The following is a 24,676-nucleotide window of genomic DNA, read 5'->3' as shown; positions in this document are numbered from 1 at the left end:
ATTGAACCAGGCAAGCCTGTAGCGTGGTGAGGCATCAGCTTCATGTTCGGCTCTGATCGGCTCGCTCCCCCAAGCTTCAGCTCTCCGGCTTCAGCATCAAGGACTTTCCTTTTCGGACCAAAACTTCTCTGATCAAATGTCCAACGGTCCCCTCAGGAAATGACCATCTACATCGGCAATCTGTCTTTTCAGGCAGAACAGGAAGATCTTCTCGATCTATTCGGTCAATACGGAGAGGTTAAGAGCGCAAGTCTTCCTCTCGATCGCGAAACAGGTCGCAAACGCGGCTTTGGCTTCGTTGAAATGGCGACAGACGAAGATGAGCAAAAAGCCATCGACGACCTCCAGAACGTGGAGTGGATGGGTCGCATGATCCGCGTCAACAAAGCAACCCCACGTGAGCGCACTGGCGGCGGTGGCGGTGGCGGCGGTGGTGGCCGCGGCGGTTACGGCGGCGGCGGCAACGACGGCGGCGGCGGCGGTTACGGCGGCGGCAACCGCTGGTGATCCCAGCGGAGGAGACAGTTCATCGAGCCGTCTCCTCCATTTCAAGCCTGTCATCCAAGGCGAAACGGCGCTCAATCAATTTTTGAATGTGATCGATAGGTCTTGTTTCGTCAGCAGGCAAAACAGAAGCTGAATTCCGTACTTCATCACGATGCTTCCGCGCTAAGAAGCGATGAAAACGATTGAACGCTCTTGAACGAGTCATACAGTTCCTCGATCTCTATTTCTGGTCTACACCGTTTCAAGAGATTTGACGCTGTTGGGCAACACAACGCTTGAATAGAGCGTCTTGCCATAGATGATGGCCGATCCAATCCCACATAGACGCATAAAGCCTGGCCTGCCGAGGCTTCTGAACCATCTCCAGCCCTACAAAAGACGGGTATGGATGGCGGTGAGCTGCTCGATCATCAACAAAGTCTTTGATTTACTTCCTCCTGTTCTGATCGGCCTGGCCGTTGATGTTGTGGTGCGACAGGATTCATCGTGGCTTGCAGCCTTGGGTGCCACAACAGTGCCAAGCCAACTCATCGTGCTTGCGGTGCTGTCCTTCCTGGTCTGGACAGCAGAATCACTCTTTGAATATCTCTACGGCGTTTTGTGGCGCAATCTTGCACAAACCACGCAACACAGTCTGAGATTGGAAGCCTATGACCATCTCCAAAAGCTTGAGATGGATTTCTTTGAGCGAGATAGCACTGGGCGCCTACTCACCGTTCTTGGTGATGACATCCATCAGCTCGAACGCTTTCTTGAACGTGGCGCCAACGAAATCCTGCAATTGGTGACCACCGTTCTACTTGTCGGTGGCGCAATGGCACTCCTGGCGCCAGGAGTGGCACTCTTCGCATTTCTACCGATCCCAATCATCCTTATGGGATCACTCAATTTTCAACGTCGCCTCGCTCCGCGATATCGCGATGTCCGCCAAAGAGCTGGAGATCTCGCCTCCCGACTGTCTAACAATCTTGGTGGGATGCTCACCATCAAAAGCTTTGCAACTGAAGCCTGGGAACTCGAACAACTTCGTACAGCGAGTGATGCCTACCGACAATGCAATCGCCAGGCAATTCGAATCTCTGCCGCCTTCATCCCCCTGATTCGCTTTGCGATCTTATTTGCCTTTTTAGCGATTCTTCTGATCGGAGGCATTCAAGCCTGGAAAGGAGTCATCGCCGTAGGAACCTACAGCTTTTTGGTTTTCATTACGCAGCGACTGCTCTGGCCACTCACCACGTTGGGACGAACCTTGGATGATTACCAACGATCGATGGCCTCCACACAACGCGTTCTCGATCTCATCGACACACCGATTCAGATCGCCAGCGGTAACACTCGCCTCAGCCCAAGTGATATCAAAGGAGAAATAAGGTATGAAGACGTTTGCTTTTCCTATAAAGATCGCGAACCACTGCTCAACAAGTTCAACCTAAGGGTTAAGGCAGGACAAACAATTGGCATTGTGGGTGCTACAGGTTCAGGTAAAAGTTCACTGGTCAAATTACTACTGAGGCTCTATCCGCTTAGTAGCGGCAGGATTGTTCTTGACGACCACCCGATTGCGTCGCTTCATCTGCAAGATCTTCGTCGCTGCATTGCCCTCGTGAGTCAAGACGTGTACCTCTTCCATGGAAGCGTCGCCGAAAATATTACCTACGGATCTTCACAAGCATCCAGTTCGTCCGTTATTTGGGCAGCAGAACAAGCTGAAGCCCTAGCCTTTATTCAAGCCCTACCTCAAGAATTTGACACGGTTGTAGGGGAACGTGGTCAGCGTTTGTCTGGTGGTCAACGCCAACGAATCGCCCTGGCAAGAGCCATTTTAAAAAACGTACCCGTATTGATCCTCGATGAAGCAACGGCGGCTGTTGACAATGAAACAGAGGCCGCGATTCAGCGTTCGCTCATGCGCATCACCGCGAATCGGACCACACTGGTTATTGCGCATCGACTCAGCACCGTGCGACATGCTGATCAAATCATTGTGATGGATGCTGGACGCATTGTGGAACAGGGCACCCATGATCAACTTCTGCACAAACCAGGCGCTTACGCCGACCTCTGGCGGGTTCAAGCTGGCTTACGCAGTGGCGAAGCGCTGAGCCTTTAACGCCAAAACGTTTCATCCAAGAGTTCACCGATGGCTGCTTCGCTGTCCCACCTGATGCATCATCCACTGGGCATTTTTGCCCAGCTTGTTGCGATCAGCGTCTTAATTCCGCCCTTAACAAGACGGTTAAGGCTTCCTGATCTTGTCGGACTCTTAGCCGCTGGCGTCCTGGTTGGTCCCCATGTGTTGCATTGGATCGATGCCAAAAGTGAAACGATCACCCTTCTCTCCGATATCGGAGCCATCTATTTACTGTTCACAGTTGGGCTGGAAATCGACCTCGAAGAGTTCAACAGGGTCAAAAGACGCTCCGTGACATTTGGGGCCCTGATCTTTGTGCTCGGAGTTGGAACAGGGTTCGGGATCGGCCAGATCTTTGGCTTCCCCTTAGTGCCCAGTCTCCTATTAGGAGCCCTGATGGCAACGCACACCCCGCTCGGGTATCCGATCGTGAGGAGTTACGGAGCTCAGCGTGACGAATCCGTGATCGTGAGCGTTGGAAGCACGATCTTCACCGACATTGCAGCGCTGTTATTGCTCGCTGTAGCCCTAGGGCTGGGCAAGGGAAACCTGACACCGAGCAGCTTTACGGCGCTGCTCATCAGCATCAGCGTGTTTGCTTGTCTCGTCGTCTTGGGCATTCGAATGATTGGGCGGCATCTATGGATGCGCAACGTCATCGATGAAAACCGGGTGTTTCTGGCGGTGTTACTCACCTTGTTTGTGGCCTCCCTCGGCGCTGAACTTGCAGGGGTGGAAAAAATCGTGGGCGCTTTTCTGGCTGGGCTCGCAGTGAATTCTGTCCTTCCAGAAGGCAAGGTCAAGGAGCAAGTGATCTTTGTAGGGGGAGCCTTATTCATCCCCATTTTCTTCATTCATTTGGGACTGCTGCTCGATCTCGGCAGCCTCGCCGACAGCATCAGCAACATTGAGTTCACAGCCCTAATGCTCACTGGAGCTTTGGGATGCAAGGCACTTGCTGCAGTGATTGCTGGGCGCTGGTTCCGCTACAGCCCCAATCAAATCCTGCTGATGTGGTCACTCGCCATGCCCAAGGTGGCGGCCACGCTTGCAACCGCGTTCATTGGATTTCAGGCCGGCTTACTCGACAGCACAGTTCTGAACGCCGTTCTTGCCGTGATGGTTGTGACGGCAACGCTCGGTCCAACCCTCACCACACGCTCCGTCGTGGCCCTCATGGAACCGAATGAGCGCTCCCCATACGGCACAACAGGACTCGATGAAGATCAGGAGGTCCCCGGAGAGGTGGTACGCCGCCCCCTGAAAGTGTTGGTACCAGTTGCCAATCCAGACACCGAGTTGAGCCTGCTGAAGCTGGCTGCCCGACTCTCCCAGGGAGAGGGCGAACACAACGGACAACTCCTGCCCCTCGCACTGGTGAGTCCAAGCCTCGAGGAGGCGCGCGGTGGCTTAAATCGAGCCCTATCGGCAGCGAGAACCAGGCTGAATCAGGCGGCAACCAACGCAGAGGGCCTTACTGCAACCACCCGTTGTCTATTGCGCGTGGATGACGACATCGCTGCGGGCATGAGCCGAAGCGCTTTAGAGGAGGGAGCCGATCTGCTGTTGATCGGAGCAGGACGCCCTGACCCTCTACGCAAATGGCTCCTTGGAGACCTGGTCGACGGAGTCTGCCGAACCGCGCATTGCCCCGTGGTGGTGGCCAATCTTGGGCGGCGAGAACTCAATGATCTCAACCAAATCCTGGTTCCAATTAAAGATCTATCGGCGAGTGCACGCGAACAATTTGAACTCGCCCTACGGCTCCTATCCACCGCACCAGACCCAACATCTACCATCATCAGTCTTCTGCACATCCATGATCCACGCTTTAACCGACACGAACGATCCTGGATGGAGCAACAACTAATGAGTTGGTGTCCACGTAACATCGCCAGCCATCAAGTTCAAATCAAACTGCTGCAGGGACCTGGCATCGATTCGAAAATCCACTGGTTCAGCAAAAACCAAGATCTCGTGATCTTGCGATCACAACGGCGGCGGGTCGCCGGACTCCCCATTCCAGCCAGTGATCGCACGAGCAATTTGGTGCATCAGTTGGCCTGTCCGGCACTAATGATCAGCGATCCACTCACCTAATCATGGTTCTCACCACACAAACATCAACACAATCCAACAGTTGCAGGAACAGAACTAAGATTTGTAGATGAACGTCCAAAGGAATCCAAATAAAAAATCCCTGCTCACAGCAGCAGTGCTTGGACTCTTTGGTGGATTGCTGCTGTCGATACCTCTCAGCCGATCTCTCATTCCATCAACAGAGCTCCCCACGCTGACCTCAATCAGCAACCCATTTAAAGGCTGGTCGATCTTTGATGATGAGAATATCGTGGTTCTCGGAATGGATGCTGGAGGCGGTAATACAGACACTATTTTCATCCTGAGCATTGAAAACGGCGAAACTTCTATCATTCAAGTCCCAAGAGACAGCTATATCGATTCGCGCAGCTTTGGGCCCATGAAGGCCAATGCACTCCATGCCAGAGGCGGTCCAGATGCTGTTAAAACAGAACTAACACGGCTCATGGGGCGTCCGATCAATCATCATATATTGGTTAATCTAAAAGGAATTCGTACTATTAGTGATTTACTTGGAGGTCTAGAGGTTGATGTACCAAAACGCCTCTACTACCAAGACAAAAGCCAAGGATTACTGATCGATCTTCAACCAGGGCGCCAGGTCCTCAAAGGCCGTGAGCTCGAAGGGTTTCTGCGCTGGCGCCACGATGGAAAGGGTGATTTAGGACGACTTGATAGACAACAACTCGTGCTCAAAAGTCTGTTCAATAAACTCATCCAACCTCAGCATCTCATCCGTCTACCAGCCCTGCTCACAGCAGCTGGACGTAATCTTGAAACAGATCTTGGCCCTATGGAGTTGGGTAAATTAATCACCACCATGGGAACAACAGATCTCCAAACAGATCGACTCAAAGCCCGTCCTTTTTATAAAAATGGAGTGAGTTATCTCGATACACAATGGCCTGCGCAGAAGACAACAAAGGGAGTTGATGCGAGCGAATCCAGCAGCAAGCGCTTCAAAATATTGTTTTGAATAGGCCTACAAGTAAATGTTTCCAGAATGAATAACAACAATCTTGCCTTTGAACATCAAGAGGTTATCGTCAATGTTCAAAGGCTAAGTCCTTTCCACAGTTGAAGAGACTTGTCAGATCAACAATGTAAACGATGTAATCACAGATTCAAATAAGTCTTTAACGCGAGGCCAGCGGCTTTCATTCGTGCTTGTGGCAAGGGTGTACAAGCGGCCCCGATCGACAACGACGGTGGCCAGCTCATGGCGATCGCGATCCTGAAGATGCACGGCGTACTCCAGGTCATAGAACGTATGACCTGAGGCCTCCCGTTCTCTTGCCTCGATCAACTCGGCATTGCGGCCGCTGCCATCTGGGGCGATCACGTCACGGCGCAAACGTTCGCCAACGGCAACAGCACTGCCAAGTGTCTGTAAGTCGTTATCAGCATCCACATCAGAGACCACAAGGCTCACGGTTTCGTCGCTGTTGATCAGATCGTGAAAAACAACGGTGGGGCCTCCCGTTACAGCTACTCGCGTCCAACCCGTTGGATAGAGGAAGGCATATCTGCCGTCAGGGCTCTGGAACGAATTAAGGCCAGCTCCAGCACCGCTGCAGGCGGTGAGCAACACAACACAGACAACGCTGAGAAGCGATCGCAGCGGAACTTGCAACGGAAAGCGCATCGAATCGTTCATGAATCCATCCCATTCTGCCCGGAGATCTCCCTGCCTAGATTTCAGAGACTTGCAGAAGAGTTCTGAGCGGCTTCACCCGACCATTAGCACGGTTGATCGACCAGTTCGAACGTCTCCCCGGCATTGGTCCACGGACCGCACAACGGCTGGCTCTCCATTTGCTGCGCCAACCAGAAGAGCAGATCCATAGTTTTGCTGATGCTCTCTTGGCGGCAAGGAGTCAGGTGGGGGAATGCCAAACCTGTTTCCATCTCAGTGCAGAACCCATCTGTGAGATCTGCAGAAATCCAGAGCGTTCCAACGGCTTGCTTTGCGTGGTGGCTGATTCAAGGGATCTGCTCGCCCTCGAACGCACCAGAGAATATGCAGGCAGATACCACGTTTTGGGTGGCCTGATCTCTCCGATGGACGGCATCGGTCCAGAAATGCTGCAGATCAGCAGCCTCGTAAAAAGGGTCGCAGCAGACGAAATCAAAGAGGTGATCCTTGCGCTCACCCCCAGCGTGGAGGGGGATACCACCAGCCTTTACCTGGCTCGCCTACTCAAACCGTTTACGCAAGTCAGTCGAATCGCTTACGGCCTTCCAGTTGGAAGCGAACTGGAATATGCCGACGACGTCACCTTGAGTCGGGCTCTGGAAGGACGTCGAGCAGTTGAATGAAACTCCCAGAGACGCGGTCATGAAAACGAGCATGAGCCGTTACAGCGGAATCCGCCCCAGCGAGCGCTTACCCGAATGGTTGAGACGGCCCATCGGCAATGCCTCGGCGATTGAACAGGTACAAACCCTGGTCAAACAAAATGGGCTCAACACGATTTGCGAGGAGGGCCGCTGCCCTAATCGGGGGGAGTGTTATGCAGCCGGTACCGCAACCTTTTTGCTTGGTGGCTCCATCTGCACCCGTAGTTGTGCGTTCTGCCAAGTCGATAAAGGCCGTGCGCCCGAAGCCGTAAACCCTGAGGAAGGGGAACGGGTGGCAGAAGCCGTGCTTCGCATGGGACTCCGCTACGTGGTCCTCACGGCCGTAGCCCGCGATGACCTTGAAGACCATGGGGCCAGCTTGTTTACGAACGCGATGGCGGCGATCCGTGCCCGCAATCCCTTGATCGCCATCGAGGTGCTCACCCCAGACTTCTGGGGCGGTGTGGCCGATCAAGCCAAAGCCCTCCAAGCTCAACAGCAACGCCTAGCCACTGTTCTGAAGGCACAGCCCATTTGTTTCAACCACAATCTTGAAACGGTGAAGCGACTTCAAGCAGAAGTCCGCCGTGGAGCGACTTACACCCGCTCGCTTGGGCTGCTTGCCGCGGCCAGAGAACTTGCCCCATCAATACCCACCAAAAGCGGCCTGATGCTTGGCTTGGGCGAGAGCAAGGATGAAGTTGTCGACACCTTGAAAGACCTACGCAGTGTGGATTGTCAGCGAATCACACTCGGCCAGTACCTCAGACCATCCTTGGCCCATATCCCCGTAGCGCGTTACTGGCATCCCACGGAATTTGCAGAGCTTGGCGCCATTGCCACCGACCTGGGTTTTACGCAAGTGCGCAGTGGGCCATTGGTCCGCAGCAGCTATCACGCGGCGGGCGACTGAGCCGACCAGCGCTGATCAGCTCGCTGCTGCACCTCGGCACAATCCGCCGTCATCAGCGCACCAGCACCACCCCAAACCATCCTCAGAGGCAAGTCCCAAACAGCGGCCTCCACCTCATGCACCGTGCTGAAGCCACGTTGCTGGAAATAGCGCACCAAACGCCGATGCTGACCCTCTGCATCGCGGATCGCCAACAACCTGGCCCTCAGGCAAGGGGTGGACTCAAGCGCCCAAGCCATGGTGGCAGCCCAGATCAGATCTCCCGTCCCAGCAGGAGCTTGGGGCCGAACTCGCATCGTGTCGAGCTGCAATCCAGTCGTGGCGCCATAGGCCCAGGCTTTCATCTCGCCCTGGAGTTGCAAGCGATCAGCAGCAAGCTGTTCAGCCACCACCAAGCGCAAACTCCACAGCCCTAGGGGGCGTCCAACTTTGAGGCGCAGCAACAAGCCACGTTCTCGTGCTTGAGCTTCTAAATCATTGAGCATCAGCACGCGGGCAGAGAAGAGAAAGGGCTCACCTCGACCACCGAGGCAATGGGAAGTGGGCCATACAGATGGGGGAAAAGCACGCCTGTATGAATGGCATCTGCTCGTAGGGGGGCAGACACCAGCTTTGGATCGATTCTGAGCGTTAGGACGGCACCAGCGTCTGCATAAAACCGGTCAAACGTGGCTTGCACCTGCTCTTGCCAAGACAGATGAATGAATCCCACCTGCTCGAGGGACAAGCCGCGCGTTGAAACGCGATAGTCGCCTCGCTTTACAGCATCCTGCCAATCGGATTCCAAGGCGAGATGAAACAGCGGTTGATCCATGGGAATCGCAATGGCATCAGCGGGAAAGATCGGTTCGATTCCACCTGGCCACCAGGGATCAGCACGTTGCATCAACCGTTGCATCATCGGGTCATCGAGAAAGCGCATGAGCCACTCCCGCAACGGGGTCAAGTGAGGATCAGCATCAAATCCACCCGCATCGGCCAGGCGCCACTGCCGTACAAAGGGCCATAGGGCCGCATCCGCCAACGCCATCCGATCAGTCAGCAACCAACCGTTCCTACTGATGCGTTCGCTCCAGCTGCGCAGGATCACAAGACCAGCCAGGCGATGGTCCTCCTTTGAGGCTCCGGGATAGCGATCGGTGTACTTGAAACGATCGAGATGATGCTTCAACGACCCATCATTTTGTTCAATCAAAACAGCCGAGTCTTCAGCCTCCAACACGCCTCGGGGGTCTGCCTGCTGCAAAGCCCAGAGCATGATCTCCAAACTCTCATCGATCACGCTGCCGTCAGCTAAGACCAGAACCGGAACCGTGCCTTTAGGAGAGGCCTCCAGCATCGCTGCAGGCTTGGCTTTGAGTTCAATTTCTCTCCAATGCACCATGAGCCCTGCCTGCAGCAGGGCCCAGCGAGCACGCATCGCATAGGGACAACGGCGAAAGCTGTAAAGGATGGGCAGCAAACGAAGCCTGAAAGCAAGTCATGGCCACTGAAGCACTAGGCCTGAAGCTGGTCGATCTGCTGTTGGCGCATGGCAAATCTGCGGCGATCTGCATCTGTGAATTGATCGATGCAATGCAAACACTGCACGCCCTTGATGTAGCTCGGCAAGGTCTGCTGCTCCGAGGAAACCGGCAAACCGCAGGCATGGCATAGGCAGTAGTCACCTCGTTCCAACTGATGGTTGAGCGCAACGCGTTGATCAAACACGAAACACTCCCCTCGCCAACGGCTGTTCTGCTCTGGAACCTCTTCGAGATAGCGAAGAATGCCTCCACGCAAATGATGGACTTCGCCAAAGCCCTGCTGTTGCAGAAAACTGCTGGCCTTTTCACAGCGGATGCCTCCGGTACAAAACATCGCAATCCGCTGAGGTCCCTCTCGCTCAATGCGAGGGCGAAGCTCCTGATCCACCCAGTCAGGAAAGTCCCGGAAACTTTCCGTTTGCGGATTCAAGGCCCCTGCAAAACTGCCGATCGCCACCTCATAGGTGTTGCGCGCATCGATCACCAGCGTGTCGGGATCATCAATCAAGGCATTCCAGTCTTGAGGATCCACATAGGTGCCAACACTGATTCGAGGATCCACTTGAGCTTGTCCAAGCGTCACGATCTCTCGCTTGCTCCTGGCCTTAAAGCGACGAAACACTTGATCGGGATTCCAGCTGCGCTTTACCTCAAGGCATTCGTAATGGGCATCACCCAGTGCAAGTTGGCTGCGTAGGAGCGCGAGCAATCGCTCCACTCCCGAGGAAGGACCACAGACCGTGCCGTTCACACCCTCAGCAGCGATCAACACCGAACCGAGAACGGTTTCAGCCTGCGCCAGGGGAGGCAGAGCGGTTAGCAGCTCCTGTTGATCGGTCTCAGCCAACGGGGTGAAGGCATAAAACGCTGCAACAAGCAGATCATCCTGGATCCCATTTGCTCCCATCGCAGCTCCCATTAGGCAGCCGCAGGGGAGTGCCAGTTGGCCTTTACACCGGCCGTACGAAGCAGCTCACGATCAGCCTCCACCGCCGGGTTTCCAGTCGTGAGAAGCGTTTCGCCATAAAAGATCGAATCCGCACCAGCCTGCAAACACAAAATCTGTGCCTCCTGGCTGAGCTGTTCCCGACCCGCACTCAGGCGAACCCGACTGCCAGGCATCAGGATCCTCGTGACGGCAATCATGCGAACCAACTCGATGGGATCGATGGGGGGGAGTTCCTCGAGCGGAGTGCCCTCTACCGCCACCAAAGCGTTGATCGGAACGCTCTCCGGATGGGGGTTGATCGACGCCAGCACCTGCAGCATCGAGGCCCGGTCCTTCACGGTTTCCCCCATGCCAATGATGCCGCCGCAGCAGAGGGTCACACCCGCTTGACGCACCCGCTCAAGCGTCTCCAGACGTTCTTGAAAGGTCCGTGTGGTGATGATTTTGTCGTAGTGCTCAGGACTGGTGTCGAGGTTGTGGTTGTAGGCCGTTAGACCGGCTTCAGCGAGACGTTTCGCCTGGTCATCGGTGAGCATGCCGGCAGTGACGCAGGCTTCCATCCCCAAGGCACGCACGCCACTCACCATCTGCAACATGGCGTCGAATGGGGCACCTTCGCGGATTTCACGCCAAGCCCAGCCCATGCAAAACCTGTCCGCACCTGCCTGCTTGGCCGCTTTGGCACGTTCTAAAACAGGAGCAACCTGCAATTCGGGCTGGCCAGTGACATCACTGCTGTGATGCATCGATTGAGGGCAGTAAGCGCAGTCTTCTTCGCAACCACCGGTTTTCACACTCAACAGCGAGGCCAACTGGACGTGATATCCAGGGTTGGACGCACGATGCACCCCCTGAGCACGCCAAAGCAAATCCATCAGGGGAAGATCCAGAAGCGCTTCGATCTCGCTTCGCGTCCAGTCATGGCGCACTTCAACCGCTTCCGTCATCAACCCTGAGAAGAACCTCGAACCCTCAGGATCCCAGAGCATCGGCGATTAGACCACTAACCCCCCAAAGCGACGGGTTCGGCTTTGGTAATCCAAGAACGCGCCCACTAAGGCCTCACGATCGAAATCGGGCCAGAGAACATCGGTGACGTGGATTTCAGCGTAAGCAAGCTGCCACAGCAAAAAATTGCTGATTCGATGTTCACCACTGGTGCGAATCAAGAGATCGGGATCGATTTCACCGGCAGTGAACAGTTCGGCAGCGAGGGTGTGCTCGTCAATCGCGGAGGGTTCAAGCTCCCCACTTGCGGCCCGTTCAGCAAGCCGCCTGGCTGCAAGAACAAGCTCGTGCCGTCCTCCGTAGTTGGTGCAGACATTGAAATGAATTCCATCGTTCAACGCGGTGCGGTTCGTCGCTTCCTCGATCAAGGACTGAAGACGGGACGGCAGGGGCTCCAGATCGCCAAGAAAACGGATCCGCACCCTCTCCGACTCCAAGGCCTGAAGCTCGCGTTCGAGCACCCGCTCAAACAGCGTCATCAGAAAATTGACTTCGTCGCCTGGGCGAGACCAGTTTTCCGTAGAGAAGGCGTAGGCGGTCAGAGCCTTCACACCCCAATCGCTGCACCGACGCAAGGTGGTTTTCAGGGCCTCAACACCTGCCCGATGCCCCATCACACGCGGTAATCCCCTCGATTGGGCCCAGCGTCCATTGCCATCCATGATCACTGCCACATGGGCTGGCAAACGCTGAGGATTGATCTCGGCAGGACAAGCCTCAATCCGAGCGTCATCTGAACTAGTGACCAAGCGTTGACTCAAAGCGATGAGTCCTGGGAAGCATTTTTCACGCTACGTGAAGACCCTGTTTTCGCTGTGGTTGATGCCACCGGAGCCGCCATCAACTCGGTCAATAAATCCTGAAGACGCGAACTGGTGATCGGACGTTCGAGCTTGCCCTGATTCGCGAGCGACAACGTGCCTGTTTCCTCAGACACCACGACACAGATGCAGCGGTCGAAGCGTTCGGTAATGCCTAAGGCCGCGAGGTGTCTTGTGCCATAGCGACTAAAGCCTTGACGCGACAGCGGCAAGATCACGCCAGCAGAAAGAATGCGATTTCCCTTCAGCACAACGGCACCGTCATGGAGAGGTGTGTCGGAGGCAAACAAATTGAGAAGTAATTCACTGCTCAACTGAGCGTCAACGGTGACCCCAGGATTCAGGAAATCCTCCGGGCGCAAATCACTCCCCAAATCCACCACCATCAAGGCACCGCGGCGCGACTTAGACAGGCGACCTGCAGCATCGGTGAGTTGAGCGACGGTGCTGGCGGTAGCTCTGAGCTTGCTTTGCGGATTGCCCAACAGGACGGCGAGCCGCCCTGTACCGAGCAACTCCATCAACCGGCGCAATTCGCCCTGCCAAAGAATGGCCAGAGAAAGTGAACAAGCAAGAACCAAGGCATCGACCAACGTCGATGTAAGCGGGAGATTGAAGAACCGCTTGACGAACCACGCAAGAGCAACGAGAAACAGGTACCCCCTCAACAGCCAAAGGGTTCGCTGCTCGTTGACTCTCGTGAAGAGAAGAAAACCGAGAGCAGAGGCGCATAAAACGTCGATCAGCAGGCGAAGTTGCAACACCGCCATTCCGTTTATGCACCTCTCATAATTTCAAACTCAGTGTAACGAGCGCAGGCGATCTGGCATCAGGTCATAACGCAGTAAATCCTCTGGCTGCTCACGCCGCTGAATCAGTTCAGCCTCTCCTTGATGCACCAACACAGCAGCGGGTCTCGGAATCCGGTTGTAGTTCGAGCTCATCGAGAGGTTGTAAGCACCCGTGGCCAAAACCACCAGCACCTCACCGCTGGAGCAAGACGGAAACGACAAATCCTTGAGCAACACGTCGCCGGATTCACAGTGCTTCCCAGCCAAGGTGATGGTTTCGTCTGCCGGCGCCAGGGGGCGGTCAGCAAGACATGCCGTGTAAAGCGACTGGTAAGTGATCGGACGCGGGTTGTCGCTCATCCCACCGTCAACAGAGACATAGGTGCGAATGCCGGGAACCACCTTGCGCGCGCCCACGGTGTAAACCGTCACGCCACTGGAAGCCACCAGTGAACGACCCGGCTCGCACATCAAACGCGGCAATTCAAGACCGCGCTCCCGGCAGGCCACGGTCACGGCTTCTGCCACGACCTTGACCCAAGCATCGATCGACGGAGGATCATCGGATTCGACGTAGCGAATTCCGAGTCCGCCGCCGACATTGAGATCACGCACTGGGTGACCGAGCTCACGGGCCAACTTGAGGGCATCAGCCATCACAGCCGCCAAATCCCGATGCGGATCCAGTTCAAAAATCTGCGACCCGATGTGCGCGTGTAGACCTTCAACACGAGCCCAGGCACACCCTGCCAACGCTGTGAGCACGGGCTGCAATTGATCGGGATCAAACCCGAATTTGCTGTCTAGATGTCCGGTACGGATGTACTCGTGGGTATGGCATTCGATCCCCGGCGTGAACCGCAACATCAAGCGAACTGGTGCTCCGCCCTTAGGCACGAGCTCAGCCAGGCAATCCAGATCGTGTTGGTTATCAGCGACCACCATCACGCCATGGCTGTAGGCGAGGGCGAGCTCCTCAACAGATTTGTTGTTCCCATGCAGCACCATGCGTTCTGGTGGCATGCCTCCATCGAGCGCTGTGAGCAGCTCTCCAGCTGAAACGGCATCAAGGCCAAGCCCTTCTGAGGCCACGAGGCCGGTTAATGCGAGTGAGCTATGGGCTTTAGATGCATACACGGCAAGGGAATCACCGGGGTAATGACGCCTGAGGGCTTCGCGATACTCCTGAGCCGAGGCGCGAATGCTGAGCTCATCAAGAACGTAAAGCGGCGTGCCGTATCGCTCTGCGAGTTCGCTCAAGCGGCAGCCGCCCACCATCAGACGGCCCTGATCATCGAGCTCAGCCGACACGGGAGCCAGATTTCGATTGGGGCTGACGGGATCACAGCCGGATTCATAAGGTGTGGCCAAGGCGTCGTCAGGAATAGGCGATAGGGGCAATCTAGGAAGCGATGCTTCTCAACCCTTCCCCCCAAACGATCCGGCTCAATCGAATGCATGCTTTGGCATGCCTGAAACTCGATGCCCGAGCTCTCAATGGCCTTTGGACTTCAGACCATTGGGTGCGAGAACTCTGCGATCCTCAGCGACTTTGTATCGGGATTGCTGCTAGCGCAGACACATTGTTGGCAGTGGCCTGCGGCTGGCTTGTTTTGGATGAACTCCAAATCACTCTGCTTGCTGTTGAACCAGAGCAACGGCGCCGCGGACTCGGCCGCACTGTTTTGAAACAGCTGCTGCTGGATGCCACCAACGCTGGGGCGCGACACGCCATTCTTGATGTGGCCGAAGACAACCTGGGAGCACAAGCTCTTTACGGCGCATTTGGCTTCCAAACCATTGGTCGCCGGGACCGCTACTACCGCGACGGCAAGGACGCCTTGATTCAGTCGCTAGAGATGCAAACAGACATGAAACTGAATTAAATCAATTCAGCACTCAGCTGGTAGGGATACCCGCCCTGATCGAACAGAAACCCGCACTACATTTCTGCATTGATTAACACTTTTTCAGGGTCTCACCCCAAATCACTACTGGGATCTGGGTTGGTATCGAGAGTGATCACAACAACCCTTTATCCCTGATAGCTTGGTTTAACCATTAACGGCCCTCAAGATGTTCGAGCGGTTTACCGAGAAGGCCATCAAGGTGATCATGTTGGCCCAAGAAGAGGCCCGTCGCCTCGGCCACAACTTTGTTGGAACTGAGCAAATTTTGTTGGGTTTGATCGGTGAGGGCACTGGCGTCGCCGCCAAAGTGCTCAAGTCGATGGGGGTCAACCTCAAGGATGCTCGTGTTGAAGTTGAAAAAATTATCGGCAGGGGATCCGGCTTCGTTGCCGTCGAAATCCCTTTCACGCCCCGTGCCAAGCGTGTCCTTGAACTCTCTCTAGAAGAAGCAAGGCAACTCGGTCACAACTACATCGGCACTGAGCATCTCCTCTTAGGACTCATTCGCGAGGGTGAAGGGGTTGCAGCACGAGTGCTCGAAAATCTTGGAGTCGACCTGGCGAAGGTGCGTACACAAGTGATTCGCATGCTCGGCGAAACAGCTGAGGTGGGTGCTGGTGGTGGCGGTGGAGCCAAAGGGTCCACCAAAACTCCAACATTGGACGAATTCGGTACGAACCTCACCCAATTGGCAACTGAAGCCAAGTTGGACCCGGTTGTGGGACGCCACAAAGAGATCGACCGAGTGATTCAAATCCTCGGCCGTCGCACAAAAAACAACCCTGTTCTCATCGGTGAACCTGGCGTTGGCAAAACGGCTATTGCCGAGGGCTTGGCCCAACGGATTCAGCAAGGCGATATCCCAGACATTCTTGAAGAGAAGCGAGTTCTCACCCTCGACATCGGCTTGCTTGTTGCCGGCACCAAATACCGCGGGGAGTTTGAGGAACGGCTTAAAAAGATCATGGAAGAGATCAAATCAGCCGGCAATGTGATCTTGGTGATCGACGAAGTTCACACCTTGATCGGTGCTGGCGCAGCTGAAGGTGCAATTGACGCAGCAAATATTCTTAAGCCAGCGTTGGCTCGAGGTGAACTCCAATGCATTGGAGCAACCACACTCGATGAATACCGCAAACACATTGAGCGCGATGCAGCTCTGGAACGTCGTTTCCAACCCGTCACGGTGGGCGAACCTTCCATTCCGGAAACCATCGAAATTCTGAGGGGACTGCGTGAGCGCTACGAGCAGCACCATCGCCTCAAAATCACCGACGCGGCCCTTGACGCAGCTGCAACCTTGGGGGATCGCTACATCTCCGATCGTTTCCTTCCAGACAAAGCCATTGATCTGATTGATGAAGCTGGAAGCAGAGTTCGTTTGCTGAATTCCAAGCTGCCTCCTGCAGCCAAGGAAGTCGACAAAGAGCTCCGCGCCGTCCAGAAGGAAAAGGAGGACGCTGTTCGCGAACAAGATTTCAGTCGCGCAGGAGAACTACGCGATAAAGAAGTTGAGTTGCGCGAAAAGATCCGAACATTGCTGCAAAGCAGCAGAGAAGAAACCCCCGTCAAAACTGGTGATGAGGCTCAAACCACTGAGGCAGCAGTGGGAGAAGCCGTGGTCTCTGATGCACCTGAAGGATCAACAGCACAACCTCAACTCCTCACCACTCCTGTTGTGGATGAGGAAGATATCGCACACATCGTGGCCTCATGGACTGGAGTTCCAGTTCAGAAGCTCACAGAAAGTGAGTCCTTCAAATTGTTGAACATGGAGGACACTCTTCATCAGCGATTGATCGGACAAGATGAAGCCGTCAAGGCAGTGTCCAAGGCGATTCGTCGTGCGCGGGTTGGCCTGAAAAACCCCAATCGACCTATTGCCAGCTTCATTTTCTCGGGCCCTACAGGCGTCGGCAAAACAGAGCTCACCAAAGCCCTAGCCGCGTACTTCTTCGGTAGCGAAGAAGCGATGATCCGTCTGGATATGTCGGAATTTATGGAGAGACATACGGTCAGCAAATTGATCGGTTCTCCTCCGGGATACGTGGGATTTAACGAAGGAGGACAGCTCACAGAAGCAGTTCGTCGTCGTCCTTACACCGTTGTGCTCTTTGATGAAATCGAGAAGGCCCATCCCGATGTTTTCAACTTGCTTCTGCAACTTCTAGAAGACGGTCGCCTGACCGATTCCAAAGGAAGGACTGTTGATTTCAAAAATACTTTGATCATCATGACCTCGAACATTGGTTCGAAAGTGATTGAAAAAGGAGGCGGCGGCCTGGGCTTCGAATTCTCTGGTGAGAATGCCGAGGAGAATCAGTACAACAGGATTAAATCCCTTGTAAATGAGGAACTGAAGCAGTACTTCCGGCCTGAATTCCTTAATCGTCTCGATGAAATCATTGTGTTCCGTCAACTCAATCGCGAGGAAGTGAAAGACATCGCGGAGATCATGCTCAAAGAGGTCTTTGCTCGAATCGGCGACAAGGGAATCACCTTGACGGTCTCCAATGCCTTCAAAGAGCGTCTTGTCGAGGAGGGATACAACCCTGCTTACGGAGCAAGGCCCTTACGTCGTGCGGTGATGCGTCTTCTCGAAGACAGCCTGGCGGAGGAAGTCCTCACCGGCCGCATTAAGGAAGGTGATTCTGCTGAAGTGGACATCGACCACGACAAAAAAGTGGTTGTTCGCCACCTCAACACCTCCACCCCAGTAACACCCCAACTGGCCAACGCTGGGGTTTGAGGCAAGCATGACCACGTCGTTGGTTTGTCATACCCATGCCATCGCTCCTTCTCGGGTCATCCGGGGAGGGCATGCGTGGCAACAAAGCCTTCCTGTCATTGCTGATCTCTGTAAGAGACCTTTACTGCTTGGACGTAGCCCTGCAACCCAAGCCATTCGTGCTGGACTAAAGGCCGATCTCACTGCAAGAGATCTCACAGTTGTGGAGGCCCAACTCAACTTCGACTGCTGCGAGGAAGACCTCATTCGTCTTGAAGCTGTTCTGAAGGAAGCGGCCTGCGATTGCGTGATTGCAGCCGGTGGAGGAAAGGTTTTAGATGCAGGAAAACTCTTGGCATGTCGCCTCAAACTTCCTTGCATCACGGTGCCTCTTAGTGCCGCAACCTGCGCAGGGTGGACAGCTCTTGCCAACATTTATTCCCAAGATGGAGCCTTTGTTTCCGACGAGGCACTCGATGCTTGTCCAGATCTCTTGATTTTTGATCATGGGCTCATTCGTCAAGCCCCAACGCAAACCCTGGCCAGTGGCATCGCTGACGCCCTCGCTAAGTGGTATGAAGCCTCCGTAGGTAGTGGATCCAGCACAGACGGAATCATCCAACAGGCCGTTCAAATGGCCAGGGTGCTTCGCGATCAACTCTTGATTGATGCCGTTGATGCCATCTCGCATCCTGATAGTGAGGCCTGGGTACGGGTTGCTGAAGCTTGTGGCCTTACCGCCGGTGTGATCGGTGGGCTTGGAGGCGCGCAGTGCAGAACGGTGGCAGCCCATGCGGTTCATAACGGCTTAACGCAATTGCCGGCATGTCACGGCAGGTTGCATGGTGAAAAAGTGGGCTTCGGCATCCTTGTGCAGCTCCGACTTGAAGAACGCCTTGGTGGGAATCAATTGGCTGCTCAATCCCGTCGTCAACTTCTGCCCTTGCTCAAGCAGCTTGGAGTCCCAGTCACGCTCCAAGACCTTGGCCTTGGAGAAACCGGGTTGCATGACTTGCGCGCCATTTGCAGTTTCGCCTGCCGGCCAGGATCCGACTTACACCATCTCCCCTTCGAAGTCACAGAGACCGATCTGCTTGAAGCTCTCGTGAGTACCGACGCTGACAGTCGCTCCATGAGCCCTTCACTGGAGACTGAAGCTTGACCAGCAAGCGCATTCTCGAGAACGCATCCTCCACACTTCTCGATCCTCTAGCCCGTGAGCAGCTCCAAGGCTTGGACTGGTTGGAACTCTCCTTCACCGATATCGGGCCAGACCACTACCCAGTAGTGACAGTGGGCAGTGGGCCACCGGTGCTGTTGCTGCATGGATTTGATAGCTCCCATCTGGAGTTCCGACGCTTGGTGCCCCTGCTCAAAACCAACAACACGCTGATCATTCCCGATCTATTCGGATTCGGGTTCTGCCCTAGACCAGAACAAACCAGCTATGGACCTGAGCTGGTGCTGAACCATCTCGATGCCCTGCTCGACACCTTGCCAACAGACGAAGGCATCGGTGTGATCGGGGCATCAATGGGGGGATCTGTTGCCATGGAACTCGCGCGGCGGCATCCCCAGCGCATCAACCGCTTGCTGCTTCTAGCTCCAGCAGGACTGGACGGCAAACCGATGCCACTGCCTCCGGTGCTCGACCAACTTGGGGTGTGGTTTCTAGGCAGACCCGGCGTCAGACGAGGGTTATGCAGACAAGCCTTCGCCGATCCAGACAGCAACGTTGGAGACCCTGAAATTGAGATTGCATCCCTGCATCTCCAGGTGCCTGGGTGGGCGCGTTCCCTGGCGTCCTTCGCCCGCAGCGGAGGCTTTGCCGGTTGTGGTACCCCACTTCCCTACCAGCCTCTGCATGTGCTCTGGGGTGAACAAGATCGGATTCTGCGCGCGCCTCAAAAACGGGCTGCTCAGGACTTATTGGGAGACAAGCTGGAAGCGGTTGCCAATTGCGGGCATCTTCCCCATATCGATCAGCCGGAGTTGGTGGCAAAACGCTGGCTGGGATCAGAATGCCCTCCATGAATGCAACTAGCTCTGGCCCGCTGCTTCAACTGCTCTCCAATGGATTGCAGATTTGGATACGCAGTCAATGCGATGACGTAGGTGAGTTAAAGCTGAACCTGCAAGGTTCAGCTTTACAACTGCTACGGGGCAAGCTGGATGGTGTGTCCTTGACGGCCCGCAAAGTGAGTTTTCAGAAACTCCCCCTTCTGCGTGCTGAGCTCAAAACGGGTGCCCTTCGAGCACACATCAATCCCTCCCATCCTGGCCAGCCGATTCAGCTCTCCCATCCCTTCAACATTGATGGGGAAGTTGTCTTAAGCGGAATCGATCTCAATCGCACTCTCGCCAATGATCGTTGGAGGTGGCTGGGAGATCTCCTCAGTGAGCAATTGATGGGGCTGACGCCTCTCCGTTCATTGAGCATCGACGACGACTTATTGGAATTGCAGGCTGCCGTGATTGCAACGCAAGATCCTGTTCGCGCTCGGTTTCGTCTTCAGGCCGCAGAGGGCACCATCGAGATCACCCATCTCGAAACAGGAAAATCATTTTTATTGCCGATGGATCCTGGCATTCACATACAAAATGCGCATCTCAAAGCAGGCCAACTCATTCTTGAAGGGAAGGCAACGATCAGTCCCTGACCTTCAGTTTCTAAGCGCTAGTTTGCGATCAAAGGAATCATCAAAATCAAGGCGTAATACACCACCGCAGGGGTAAACAAATAGCTGTCGATCCGATCAAGAATCCCTCCATGACCGGGGAGGGCATCGCCAGAGTCTTTAATACCTGCATCGCGTTTCATCATCGATTCAGTTAGGTCACCCACAAGAGCAAAAAACGCCACCAGCGCTCCAAGCAAACCCCCACTTAGCCAAGCCAAGGTCCATCCCATAAGGCTTGCCATCAAAGCTCCTACAATCACAGAGCAGAGTGCACCTCCGATCGCCCCTTCAATTGTCTTCGACGGAGAGATTGGGGACAAGGGATGACGTCCGATCTGACGACCAATCATGTAAGAGCCAATATCACTAGCAACAACCATTAAACAGGCAGCAAGAGTGATTAATAAGCCCGATGAAAGCCAGGAATTATCAATACTTAAACGTTGCAAAATTGGAGCAACATCAAAATCTGTGAGATTGCGAAGCCTTAACCAATGGCTTGGGAGGAAGCCGAGATAAAACAAGCCAAAAATTGATGCTGCAATATCAGCAATAGATCCGGTTTTGGGCTGCAAGAGCAACCAACCACAAATTGCTGCACCCGATAAAGGCAGCACGGCATCAGGCAAAAGAGCAGGCAGACCTCCTGAATTGGCCCACTGGGTGCTGAACAGCAAGAGCTGGCACGCCACAAGCGTTGTTTTCGTGGCAGGTCTCATGCCTTTGAACTGGGCCATTCGGAAAAATTCCAACAAACCCAAATGCACAATCACCCCCAACGCGAGCGTGAACCACCAGCCGCCAAGGCCCACGACCAGTAACCCAAAAGCACCGGCCAGCAAGCCACTGAGCAAGCGCTTGCGATCAAAACCCTTACTGGTTTTGCCTTGGCTGCTGCTTGCTACGTCTGAAATCACCCCAGTTGCACCTGCGGCCCTTCAGCCAGAACTTTCACCTTACCGGGCACGAGTTCCGGCCATCTCCGGTGCTGATCCAACAACCACTCCAAACGATCCAATCCAATTCTTTCTCCAGGGATGAGCAAGGGAATCCCTGGGGGATAAGGACAAATCATTTCGGCGGCAATTCGGCCACCACTGTCCTGAAGAGACAGCTCACAGGCTGGAGCCCTAACGGCAAGCGCTGGAAGCAGTTCAGGAGTTGAGCTGGTCTCCAAAGGCGGCAAGAGAAGCGTTTCCAAAGGCCCAGAACTCGGTTGAGACATCTGGAGTCTTCGCCAAAGCCGTTGCATCCGTGCAGCCAAGCCACGCTGGGATGCCAAGCCCAAGCAAAAGGTCAAACAAAAGGGTTCCGGGAGTTCAGCGATCAATCCCCGTTGCATGAACCAGGCATCGGCATCCAGACCGCTGATTCCCTTTTCAGCAGTTACCAAAATCAAACGCAAGGGGTCATCACTTCGGCTCAACGGCAGTCCTGCAGCACGAAGGCGATCTGCAAGCTGATGCGCCTCCTTCAGTCTTCGCTGCAGCAGGCGCTCCCACGCCGGGCTCAGCATCCAATTCAACGTTGCCTCACAAGAGGCCAACAACAGAGCACTAGGGCTGCTGGTCTGAAATCTGAGCAACGACGCTTTCACGGCTTCAGCACTCACACGCATGCCTTGAAGCCAAAGCACGGCTGTCTGCCCGAGACCAGGCGCTGATTTATGCAACGAATGCACCACGAGGTCAGCGCCCGCATGCAAGGAGGAGCGAGGTAAGGCCTCACCAGCGGAGAAAGCAAAGTGGGTGCCATGCGCTTCATCCACAAGCACGGGCAAGCCGCGCCGATGCAGGGCTGCGATTAAGGGCGTGGGATCGGAGCCATAACCGTGATAAGTGGGATGCACCAACACGGCGCCCACAATTACCTCGGGGATGGAAGGCAGGGCCTTGAGCGCTCTCTCCAAGCACTGCGCAGACATCGCACCGGGATGTCCACGATCAGACAGGAAAGGAACGGGTAAAAACACAGGGCGGATCCCTCCCAACACACAGGCAGCAATCAAGCTGCGATGGGCATTGCGCGGCAACAACACCGCCTGCCCAGGTCCAGCCAGAGCCGATAGTGCTGCTTGGAGCAAACCGGTTGCCCCGTTCACACCGAACCAACAACCATCAACACCCAAAAGAGAAGCCAGTCGTGCTTGCGCATCAGCAACAGCACCTTCCCCCTCAAGGGGACCACCAATCTCTGGAAGTTCTGGGAGATCCCAACTACCGGGTGGCTGCCGCAGCAAGTGCTTTAGAGCGGGAGGCAAGGCTCTGCCCCGACCATGCGCCGGCAAGTGAAGAGGCAACCGCCAATCAGGCCGGAGCAAGGGAATTAAGGAGTGCATAAGGACCTGCGCTTCTTCAGTCCAGCCAAATCGATCGCCTTAAAGACTTGATCGCGAGGAGTGATCATCATTCAGAACAACGATGGCAATGCAAACGATGGCAATGCAATGACCAATGAAACGATTTGAAGGAACGATCTGCCTAAGATTCACGATCTGAAGATTCGAGACGCGTTGGATATGGCAGTGCGAACCAGTTTGGCCAACAACAGCCAATCGAAAGAAGCTTCTGAAGCACGCATGCGCTATGCACCTGGAAAAGATGCGCGATGGCTCTTACTGAGACCCTGGATTTATTTGCCGCGGGTGGTTCAAATCATCTGGGCGCTCACTGGTTTATTGATCAGCTTGCTCCTGCGAGGCAGAAGCAAAGATTCCGAGGTCCAGCGCAAACTGGCCAGAACCCTGCTCCGCACCCTTACCAATTTGGGGCCCTGTTTCATCAAAGTGGGGCAAGCCTTATCCACTCGGCCTGATCTGATTCGACGCGATTGGCTCGATGAACTCACCAAGCTTCAGGACGATCTCCCCTCCTTCGACCACGCGATCGCTCTCCAAACCGTGGAAGCAGAGCTAGGCGCTCCGGTGGAGCAACTTTTCGACGAGTTTCCAGGCGTCCCTGTTGCAGCAGCCAGCCTGGGTCAGGTCTATAAGGCGCGTTTGCATGGTCAGCACTGGGTAGCTGTGAAGGTGCAAAGGCCCAATCTCGCCTTTATTTTGCGCCGCGACATGGTGCTGATTCGCACCTTGGGAGTGTTGGGAGCACCGTTCCTCCCTCTCAACTTGGGCTTCGGATTGGGAGAAATCATCGATGAGTTTGGTCGCAGCCTGTTTGAAGAAATTGATTACTACTGCGAAGCCGACAATGCCGAACGTTTTTCAGCCCTGTTTGCTGATAATCCAGCCGTCACGATTCCAAAGGTTGAACGACTGTTGTCCGCCAGGCGCGTGCTCACCACCTCCTGGATTCATGGCACCAAGATGCGAGACCGGCAGGAGTTGAAATCTCAACGTCTCAACCCCCCAGCCCTCATCCGCACGGGTGTGATTAGCGGCCTCCAACAACTTCTCGAATATGGATACTTCCATGCAGATCCTCATCCAGGAAATTTATTTGCCCTGAGCGGTCAAACGGGAGACCTCGGTCATGTGGCCTATGTGGACTTCGGAATGATGGACTCGATCAGTGACTCTGACCGTTTAACGCTCACTGGTGCGGTCGTTCACCTGATCAATAAGGACTTTTCAGCGCTGGCTAACGATTTTCAAGAGTTGGGATTTTTGGCACCCAATGCGGACCTGGAGTCGATCATTCCTCCTCTGAGGGAAGTGTTGGGAGGAAGCCTGGGTGACTCTGTTGGCACCTTCAATTTCAAAGCGATTACCGATCGCTTTTCAGAATTGATGTACGAGTATCCCTTCCGAGTGCCAGCTCGCTTCGCCCTGATCATCCGCGCCGTTGTGAGCCAGGAAGGTTTGGCCCTTCGTCTTGATCCAGAGTTCAAAATCATTGCTGTGGCCTACCCCTACGTGGCCAAACGACTCCTGGCTGGAGACACCAAAGAGATGCGCGAAAAGCTTCTGGAGGTCTTGTTTGATTCCGAGGGTCACCTTCGCCTCGAACGACTGGAAAGCCTCCTTCAAGTCGTGGGTAGCGATGCGCCCACACCTGGCGCTGAGCTGATCCCAGTTGCGGGAGCAGGATTGCGCTTATTGCTGAGTAAGGATGGCGCCGACCTACGCAGACGCATGCTGCTCACGCTTGTGCGTGACGATCGCCTCAGCACAGAAGACCTCAGGTCGCTCACTTCCTTGCTCGGAAGAACCTTTAATCCTCGCCGGATTGCAGGGCGCATGCTGCAACAACTGAACCCACTAGCTGCCGCTTAGGGTCCCTCCAACGCTTTCACCTCACACTCACACCCTCACTGTT

The 24,676-nt window shown here is 54.8% G+C and carries 22 protein-coding genes; 12 read left to right on the top strand and 10 right to left on the bottom strand.

Annotated features, from left to right (window positions below; genetic code table 11):
- Nucleotides 1-159: 159 nt before the first annotated feature.
- The 4 genes from SynPROS91_RS04555 to SynPROS91_RS04540 all read left to right on the top strand — a co-directional run bounded on the left by SynPROS91_RS04555 (nucleotide 160) and on the right by SynPROS91_RS04540 (nucleotide 5,714).
- Nucleotides 160-507, top strand: coding sequence for an RNA-binding protein (locus tag SynPROS91_RS04555; protein ID WP_186518772.1), 348 nt, complete (start codon nucleotides 160-162; stop codon nucleotides 505-507).
- A gap of 301 nt (nucleotides 508-808) precedes the next feature.
- Nucleotides 809-2,617, top strand: coding sequence for an ABC transporter ATP-binding protein (locus SynPROS91_RS04550; RefSeq protein WP_186519467.1), 1,809 nt, complete (start codon nucleotides 809-811; stop codon nucleotides 2,615-2,617).
- A gap of 30 nt (nucleotides 2,618-2,647) precedes the next feature.
- Nucleotides 2,648-4,738, top strand: coding sequence for a cation:proton antiporter (locus SynPROS91_RS04545; RefSeq protein ID WP_186518770.1), 2,091 nt, complete (start codon nucleotides 2,648-2,650; stop codon nucleotides 4,736-4,738).
- A 67-nt stretch (nucleotides 4,739-4,805) separates the two neighbouring features.
- Nucleotides 4,806-5,714, top strand: coding sequence for an LCP family protein (locus SynPROS91_RS04540; protein ID WP_186518768.1), 909 nt, complete (start codon nucleotides 4,806-4,808; stop codon nucleotides 5,712-5,714).
- A gap of 114 nt (nucleotides 5,715-5,828) precedes the next feature.
- Here the strand turns inward: SynPROS91_RS04540 and psbP are convergent, their stop codons facing one another.
- Nucleotides 5,829-6,383, bottom strand: a complete 555-nt coding sequence (psbP, locus tag SynPROS91_RS04535) for a photosystem II reaction center PsbP (protein WP_186519465.1) — start codon at nucleotides 6,381-6,383, stop codon at nucleotides 5,829-5,831.
- A gap of 74 nt (nucleotides 6,384-6,457) precedes the next feature.
- Between psbP and recR the strand changes: the two genes are divergently transcribed.
- Nucleotides 6,458-7,057 carry a recombination mediator RecR gene (gene recR / locus SynPROS91_RS04530; protein WP_186519463.1) on the top strand — a complete coding sequence of 200 codons (600 nt, stop codon included), beginning with the start codon at nucleotides 6,458-6,460 and terminating at the stop codon, nucleotides 7,055-7,057.
- A 31-nt stretch (nucleotides 7,058-7,088) separates the two neighbouring features.
- Nucleotides 7,089-7,991 carry a lipoyl synthase gene (lipA, locus tag SynPROS91_RS04525; RefSeq protein WP_186519459.1) on the top strand — a complete coding sequence of 301 codons (903 nt, stop codon included), beginning with the start codon at nucleotides 7,089-7,091 and terminating at the stop codon, nucleotides 7,989-7,991.
- On the opposite strand, the gene SynPROS91_RS04520 is transcribed toward lipA, so the two are convergent.
- From SynPROS91_RS04520 to lysA, 7 genes are read right to left on the bottom strand one after another with little or no spacing between them, the layout of a single operon-like run.
- Nucleotides 7,973-8,476, bottom strand: a complete 504-nt coding sequence (locus SynPROS91_RS04520) for a hypothetical protein (RefSeq protein ID WP_186519461.1) — start codon at nucleotides 8,474-8,476, stop codon at nucleotides 7,973-7,975. The two genes, lipA and SynPROS91_RS04520, sit on opposite strands and share 19 nt — an antisense overlap.
- Entirely contained in the window at nucleotides 8,476-9,453 is a 978-nt protein-coding gene (locus SynPROS91_RS04515; protein WP_186518766.1) for a DUF952 domain-containing protein, read from the bottom strand. The genes SynPROS91_RS04520 and SynPROS91_RS04515 overlap by 1 nt, the downstream gene beginning before the upstream one ends.
- A 35-nt stretch (nucleotides 9,454-9,488) precedes the next feature.
- Complete coding sequence (locus SynPROS91_RS04510) at nucleotides 9,489-10,436, bottom strand: rhodanese-related sulfurtransferase (RefSeq protein WP_255439930.1); 948 nt, start codon at nucleotides 10,434-10,436, stop codon at nucleotides 9,489-9,491.
- On the bottom strand, nucleotides 10,436-11,413 hold the full coding sequence (gene bioB, locus SynPROS91_RS04505) for a biotin synthase BioB (RefSeq protein WP_186518764.1): 978 nt from the start codon (nucleotides 11,411-11,413) through the stop codon (nucleotides 10,436-10,438). The genes SynPROS91_RS04510 and bioB overlap by 1 nt, the downstream gene beginning before the upstream one ends.
- A 48-nt stretch (nucleotides 11,414-11,461) precedes the next feature.
- Nucleotides 11,462-12,235, bottom strand: coding sequence for an isoprenyl transferase (locus tag SynPROS91_RS04500; protein WP_186518762.1), 774 nt, complete (start codon nucleotides 12,233-12,235; stop codon nucleotides 11,462-11,464).
- Nucleotides 12,232-13,065 carry a diadenylate cyclase CdaA gene (gene cdaA / locus SynPROS91_RS04495; RefSeq protein ID WP_186518760.1) on the bottom strand — a complete coding sequence of 278 codons (834 nt, stop codon included), beginning with the start codon at nucleotides 13,063-13,065 and terminating at the stop codon, nucleotides 12,232-12,234. Before cdaA ends, SynPROS91_RS04500 begins: the two co-directional genes overlap by 4 nt.
- A 30-nt stretch (nucleotides 13,066-13,095) precedes the next feature.
- Nucleotides 13,096-14,457: a diaminopimelate decarboxylase gene (lysA, locus tag SynPROS91_RS04490; protein WP_186519453.1), complete on the bottom strand. Its 1,362-nt coding sequence runs from the start codon at nucleotides 14,455-14,457 to the stop codon at nucleotides 13,096-13,098.
- Between the two features lie 41 nt (nucleotides 14,458-14,498).
- On the opposite strand from lysA, the gene SynPROS91_RS04485 reads away from it, so the two are divergent.
- From SynPROS91_RS04485 to SynPROS91_RS04465, 5 genes are all read left to right on the top strand, one after another.
- Nucleotides 14,499-14,972, top strand: coding sequence for a GNAT family N-acetyltransferase (locus SynPROS91_RS04485; protein WP_255439929.1), 474 nt, complete (start codon nucleotides 14,499-14,501; stop codon nucleotides 14,970-14,972).
- A gap of 190 nt (nucleotides 14,973-15,162) precedes the next feature.
- Nucleotides 15,163-17,745 carry an ATP-dependent Clp protease ATP-binding subunit gene (locus SynPROS91_RS04480; RefSeq protein WP_186518758.1) on the top strand — a complete coding sequence of 861 codons (2,583 nt, stop codon included), beginning with the start codon at nucleotides 15,163-15,165 and terminating at the stop codon, nucleotides 17,743-17,745.
- A 7-nt stretch (nucleotides 17,746-17,752) separates the two neighbouring features.
- Nucleotides 17,753-18,886: an iron-containing alcohol dehydrogenase family protein gene (locus tag SynPROS91_RS04475; RefSeq protein WP_186518756.1), complete on the top strand. Its 1,134-nt coding sequence runs from the start codon at nucleotides 17,753-17,755 to the stop codon at nucleotides 18,884-18,886.
- On the top strand, nucleotides 18,883-19,758 hold the full coding sequence (locus SynPROS91_RS04470; protein WP_186518755.1) for an alpha/beta fold hydrolase: 876 nt from the start codon (nucleotides 18,883-18,885) through the stop codon (nucleotides 19,756-19,758). The genes SynPROS91_RS04475 and SynPROS91_RS04470 overlap by 4 nt, the downstream gene beginning before the upstream one ends.
- On the top strand, nucleotides 19,746-20,384 hold the full coding sequence (locus SynPROS91_RS04465) for a DUF2993 domain-containing protein (RefSeq protein WP_186518753.1): 639 nt from the start codon (nucleotides 19,746-19,748) through the stop codon (nucleotides 20,382-20,384). The genes SynPROS91_RS04470 and SynPROS91_RS04465 overlap by 13 nt, the downstream gene beginning before the upstream one ends.
- Before the next feature lie 17 nt (nucleotides 20,385-20,401).
- On the opposite strand, the gene SynPROS91_RS04460 is transcribed toward SynPROS91_RS04465, so the two are convergent.
- Both SynPROS91_RS04460 and SynPROS91_RS04455 read right to left on the bottom strand, forming a co-directional pair.
- Nucleotides 20,402-21,322, bottom strand: a complete 921-nt coding sequence (locus tag SynPROS91_RS04460) for a phosphatidate cytidylyltransferase (protein ID WP_186518751.1) — start codon at nucleotides 21,320-21,322, stop codon at nucleotides 20,402-20,404.
- Nucleotides 21,319-22,743 carry an aminotransferase class I/II-fold pyridoxal phosphate-dependent enzyme gene (locus SynPROS91_RS04455; RefSeq protein WP_186518749.1) on the bottom strand — a complete coding sequence of 475 codons (1,425 nt, stop codon included), beginning with the start codon at nucleotides 22,741-22,743 and terminating at the stop codon, nucleotides 21,319-21,321. The genes SynPROS91_RS04460 and SynPROS91_RS04455 overlap by 4 nt, the downstream gene beginning before the upstream one ends.
- Nucleotides 22,744-22,983: 240 nt before the next feature.
- Here SynPROS91_RS04455 and SynPROS91_RS04450 point away from each other — a divergent pair, with 240 nt between their 5' ends.
- Nucleotides 22,984-24,633 carry an AarF/ABC1/UbiB kinase family protein gene (locus SynPROS91_RS04450; protein WP_186519452.1) on the top strand — a complete coding sequence of 550 codons (1,650 nt, stop codon included), beginning with the start codon at nucleotides 22,984-22,986 and terminating at the stop codon, nucleotides 24,631-24,633.
- Nucleotides 24,634-24,676 lie beyond the last annotated feature (43 nt).

It is taken from the genome of Synechococcus sp. PROS-9-1 (assembly GCF_014279775.1).
Lineage (GTDB): Bacteria > Cyanobacteriota > Cyanobacteriia > PCC-6307 > Cyanobiaceae > Synechococcus_C.
The sequence above is the reverse complement of the archived record's forward strand: the minus strand, read 5'-3'. Positions and strand labels throughout refer to the sequence as shown.

What these genes read in the sequence shown, in the direction of transcription:
- lipA (WP_186519459.1), top strand. Translation starts at nt 7,089, where the DNA reads ATGAGCCGTTACAGCGGAATCCGCCCCAGCGAGCGCTTACCCGAATGG.
- SynPROS91_RS04510 (WP_255439930.1), bottom strand. Translation starts at nt 10,436, where the DNA reads ATGGGAGCTGCGATGGGAGCAAATGGGATCCAGGATGATCTGCTTGTT.
- SynPROS91_RS04540 (WP_186518768.1), top strand. Translation starts at nt 4,806, where the DNA reads ATGAACGTCCAAAGGAATCCAAATAAAAAATCCCTGCTCACAGCAGCA.
- psbP (WP_186519465.1), bottom strand. Translation starts at nt 6,383, where the DNA reads ATGCGCTTTCCGTTGCAAGTTCCGCTGCGATCGCTTCTCAGCGTTGTC.
- SynPROS91_RS04555 (WP_186518772.1), top strand. Translation starts at nt 160, where the DNA reads ATGACCATCTACATCGGCAATCTGTCTTTTCAGGCAGAACAGGAAGAT.
- bioB (WP_186518764.1), bottom strand. Translation starts at nt 11,413, where the DNA reads ATGACGGAAGCGGTTGAAGTGCGCCATGACTGGACGCGAAGCGAGATC.
- SynPROS91_RS04550 (WP_186519467.1), top strand. Translation starts at nt 809, where the DNA reads ATGGCCGATCCAATCCCACATAGACGCATAAAGCCTGGCCTGCCGAGG.
- SynPROS91_RS04455 (WP_186518749.1), bottom strand. Translation starts at nt 22,743, where the DNA reads ATGCACTCCTTAATTCCCTTGCTCCGGCCTGATTGGCGGTTGCCTCTT.
- SynPROS91_RS04480 (WP_186518758.1), top strand. Translation starts at nt 15,163, where the DNA reads ATGTTCGAGCGGTTTACCGAGAAGGCCATCAAGGTGATCATGTTGGCC.
- SynPROS91_RS04520 (WP_186519461.1), bottom strand. Translation starts at nt 8,476, where the DNA reads ATGCTCAATGATTTAGAAGCTCAAGCACGAGAACGTGGCTTGTTGCTG.
- SynPROS91_RS04485 (WP_255439929.1), top strand. Translation starts at nt 14,499, where the DNA reads ATGCTTCTCAACCCTTCCCCCCAAACGATCCGGCTCAATCGAATGCAT.
- SynPROS91_RS04475 (WP_186518756.1), top strand. Translation starts at nt 17,753, where the DNA reads ATGACCACGTCGTTGGTTTGTCATACCCATGCCATCGCTCCTTCTCGG.
- SynPROS91_RS04545 (WP_186518770.1), top strand. Translation starts at nt 2,648, where the DNA reads ATGGCTGCTTCGCTGTCCCACCTGATGCATCATCCACTGGGCATTTTT.
- cdaA (WP_186518760.1), bottom strand. Translation starts at nt 13,065, where the DNA reads ATGGCGGTGTTGCAACTTCGCCTGCTGATCGACGTTTTATGCGCCTCT.
- SynPROS91_RS04465 (WP_186518753.1), top strand. Translation starts at nt 19,746, where the DNA reads ATGCCCTCCATGAATGCAACTAGCTCTGGCCCGCTGCTTCAACTGCTC.
- SynPROS91_RS04450 (WP_186519452.1), top strand. Translation starts at nt 22,984, where the DNA reads ATGCGCTATGCACCTGGAAAAGATGCGCGATGGCTCTTACTGAGACCC.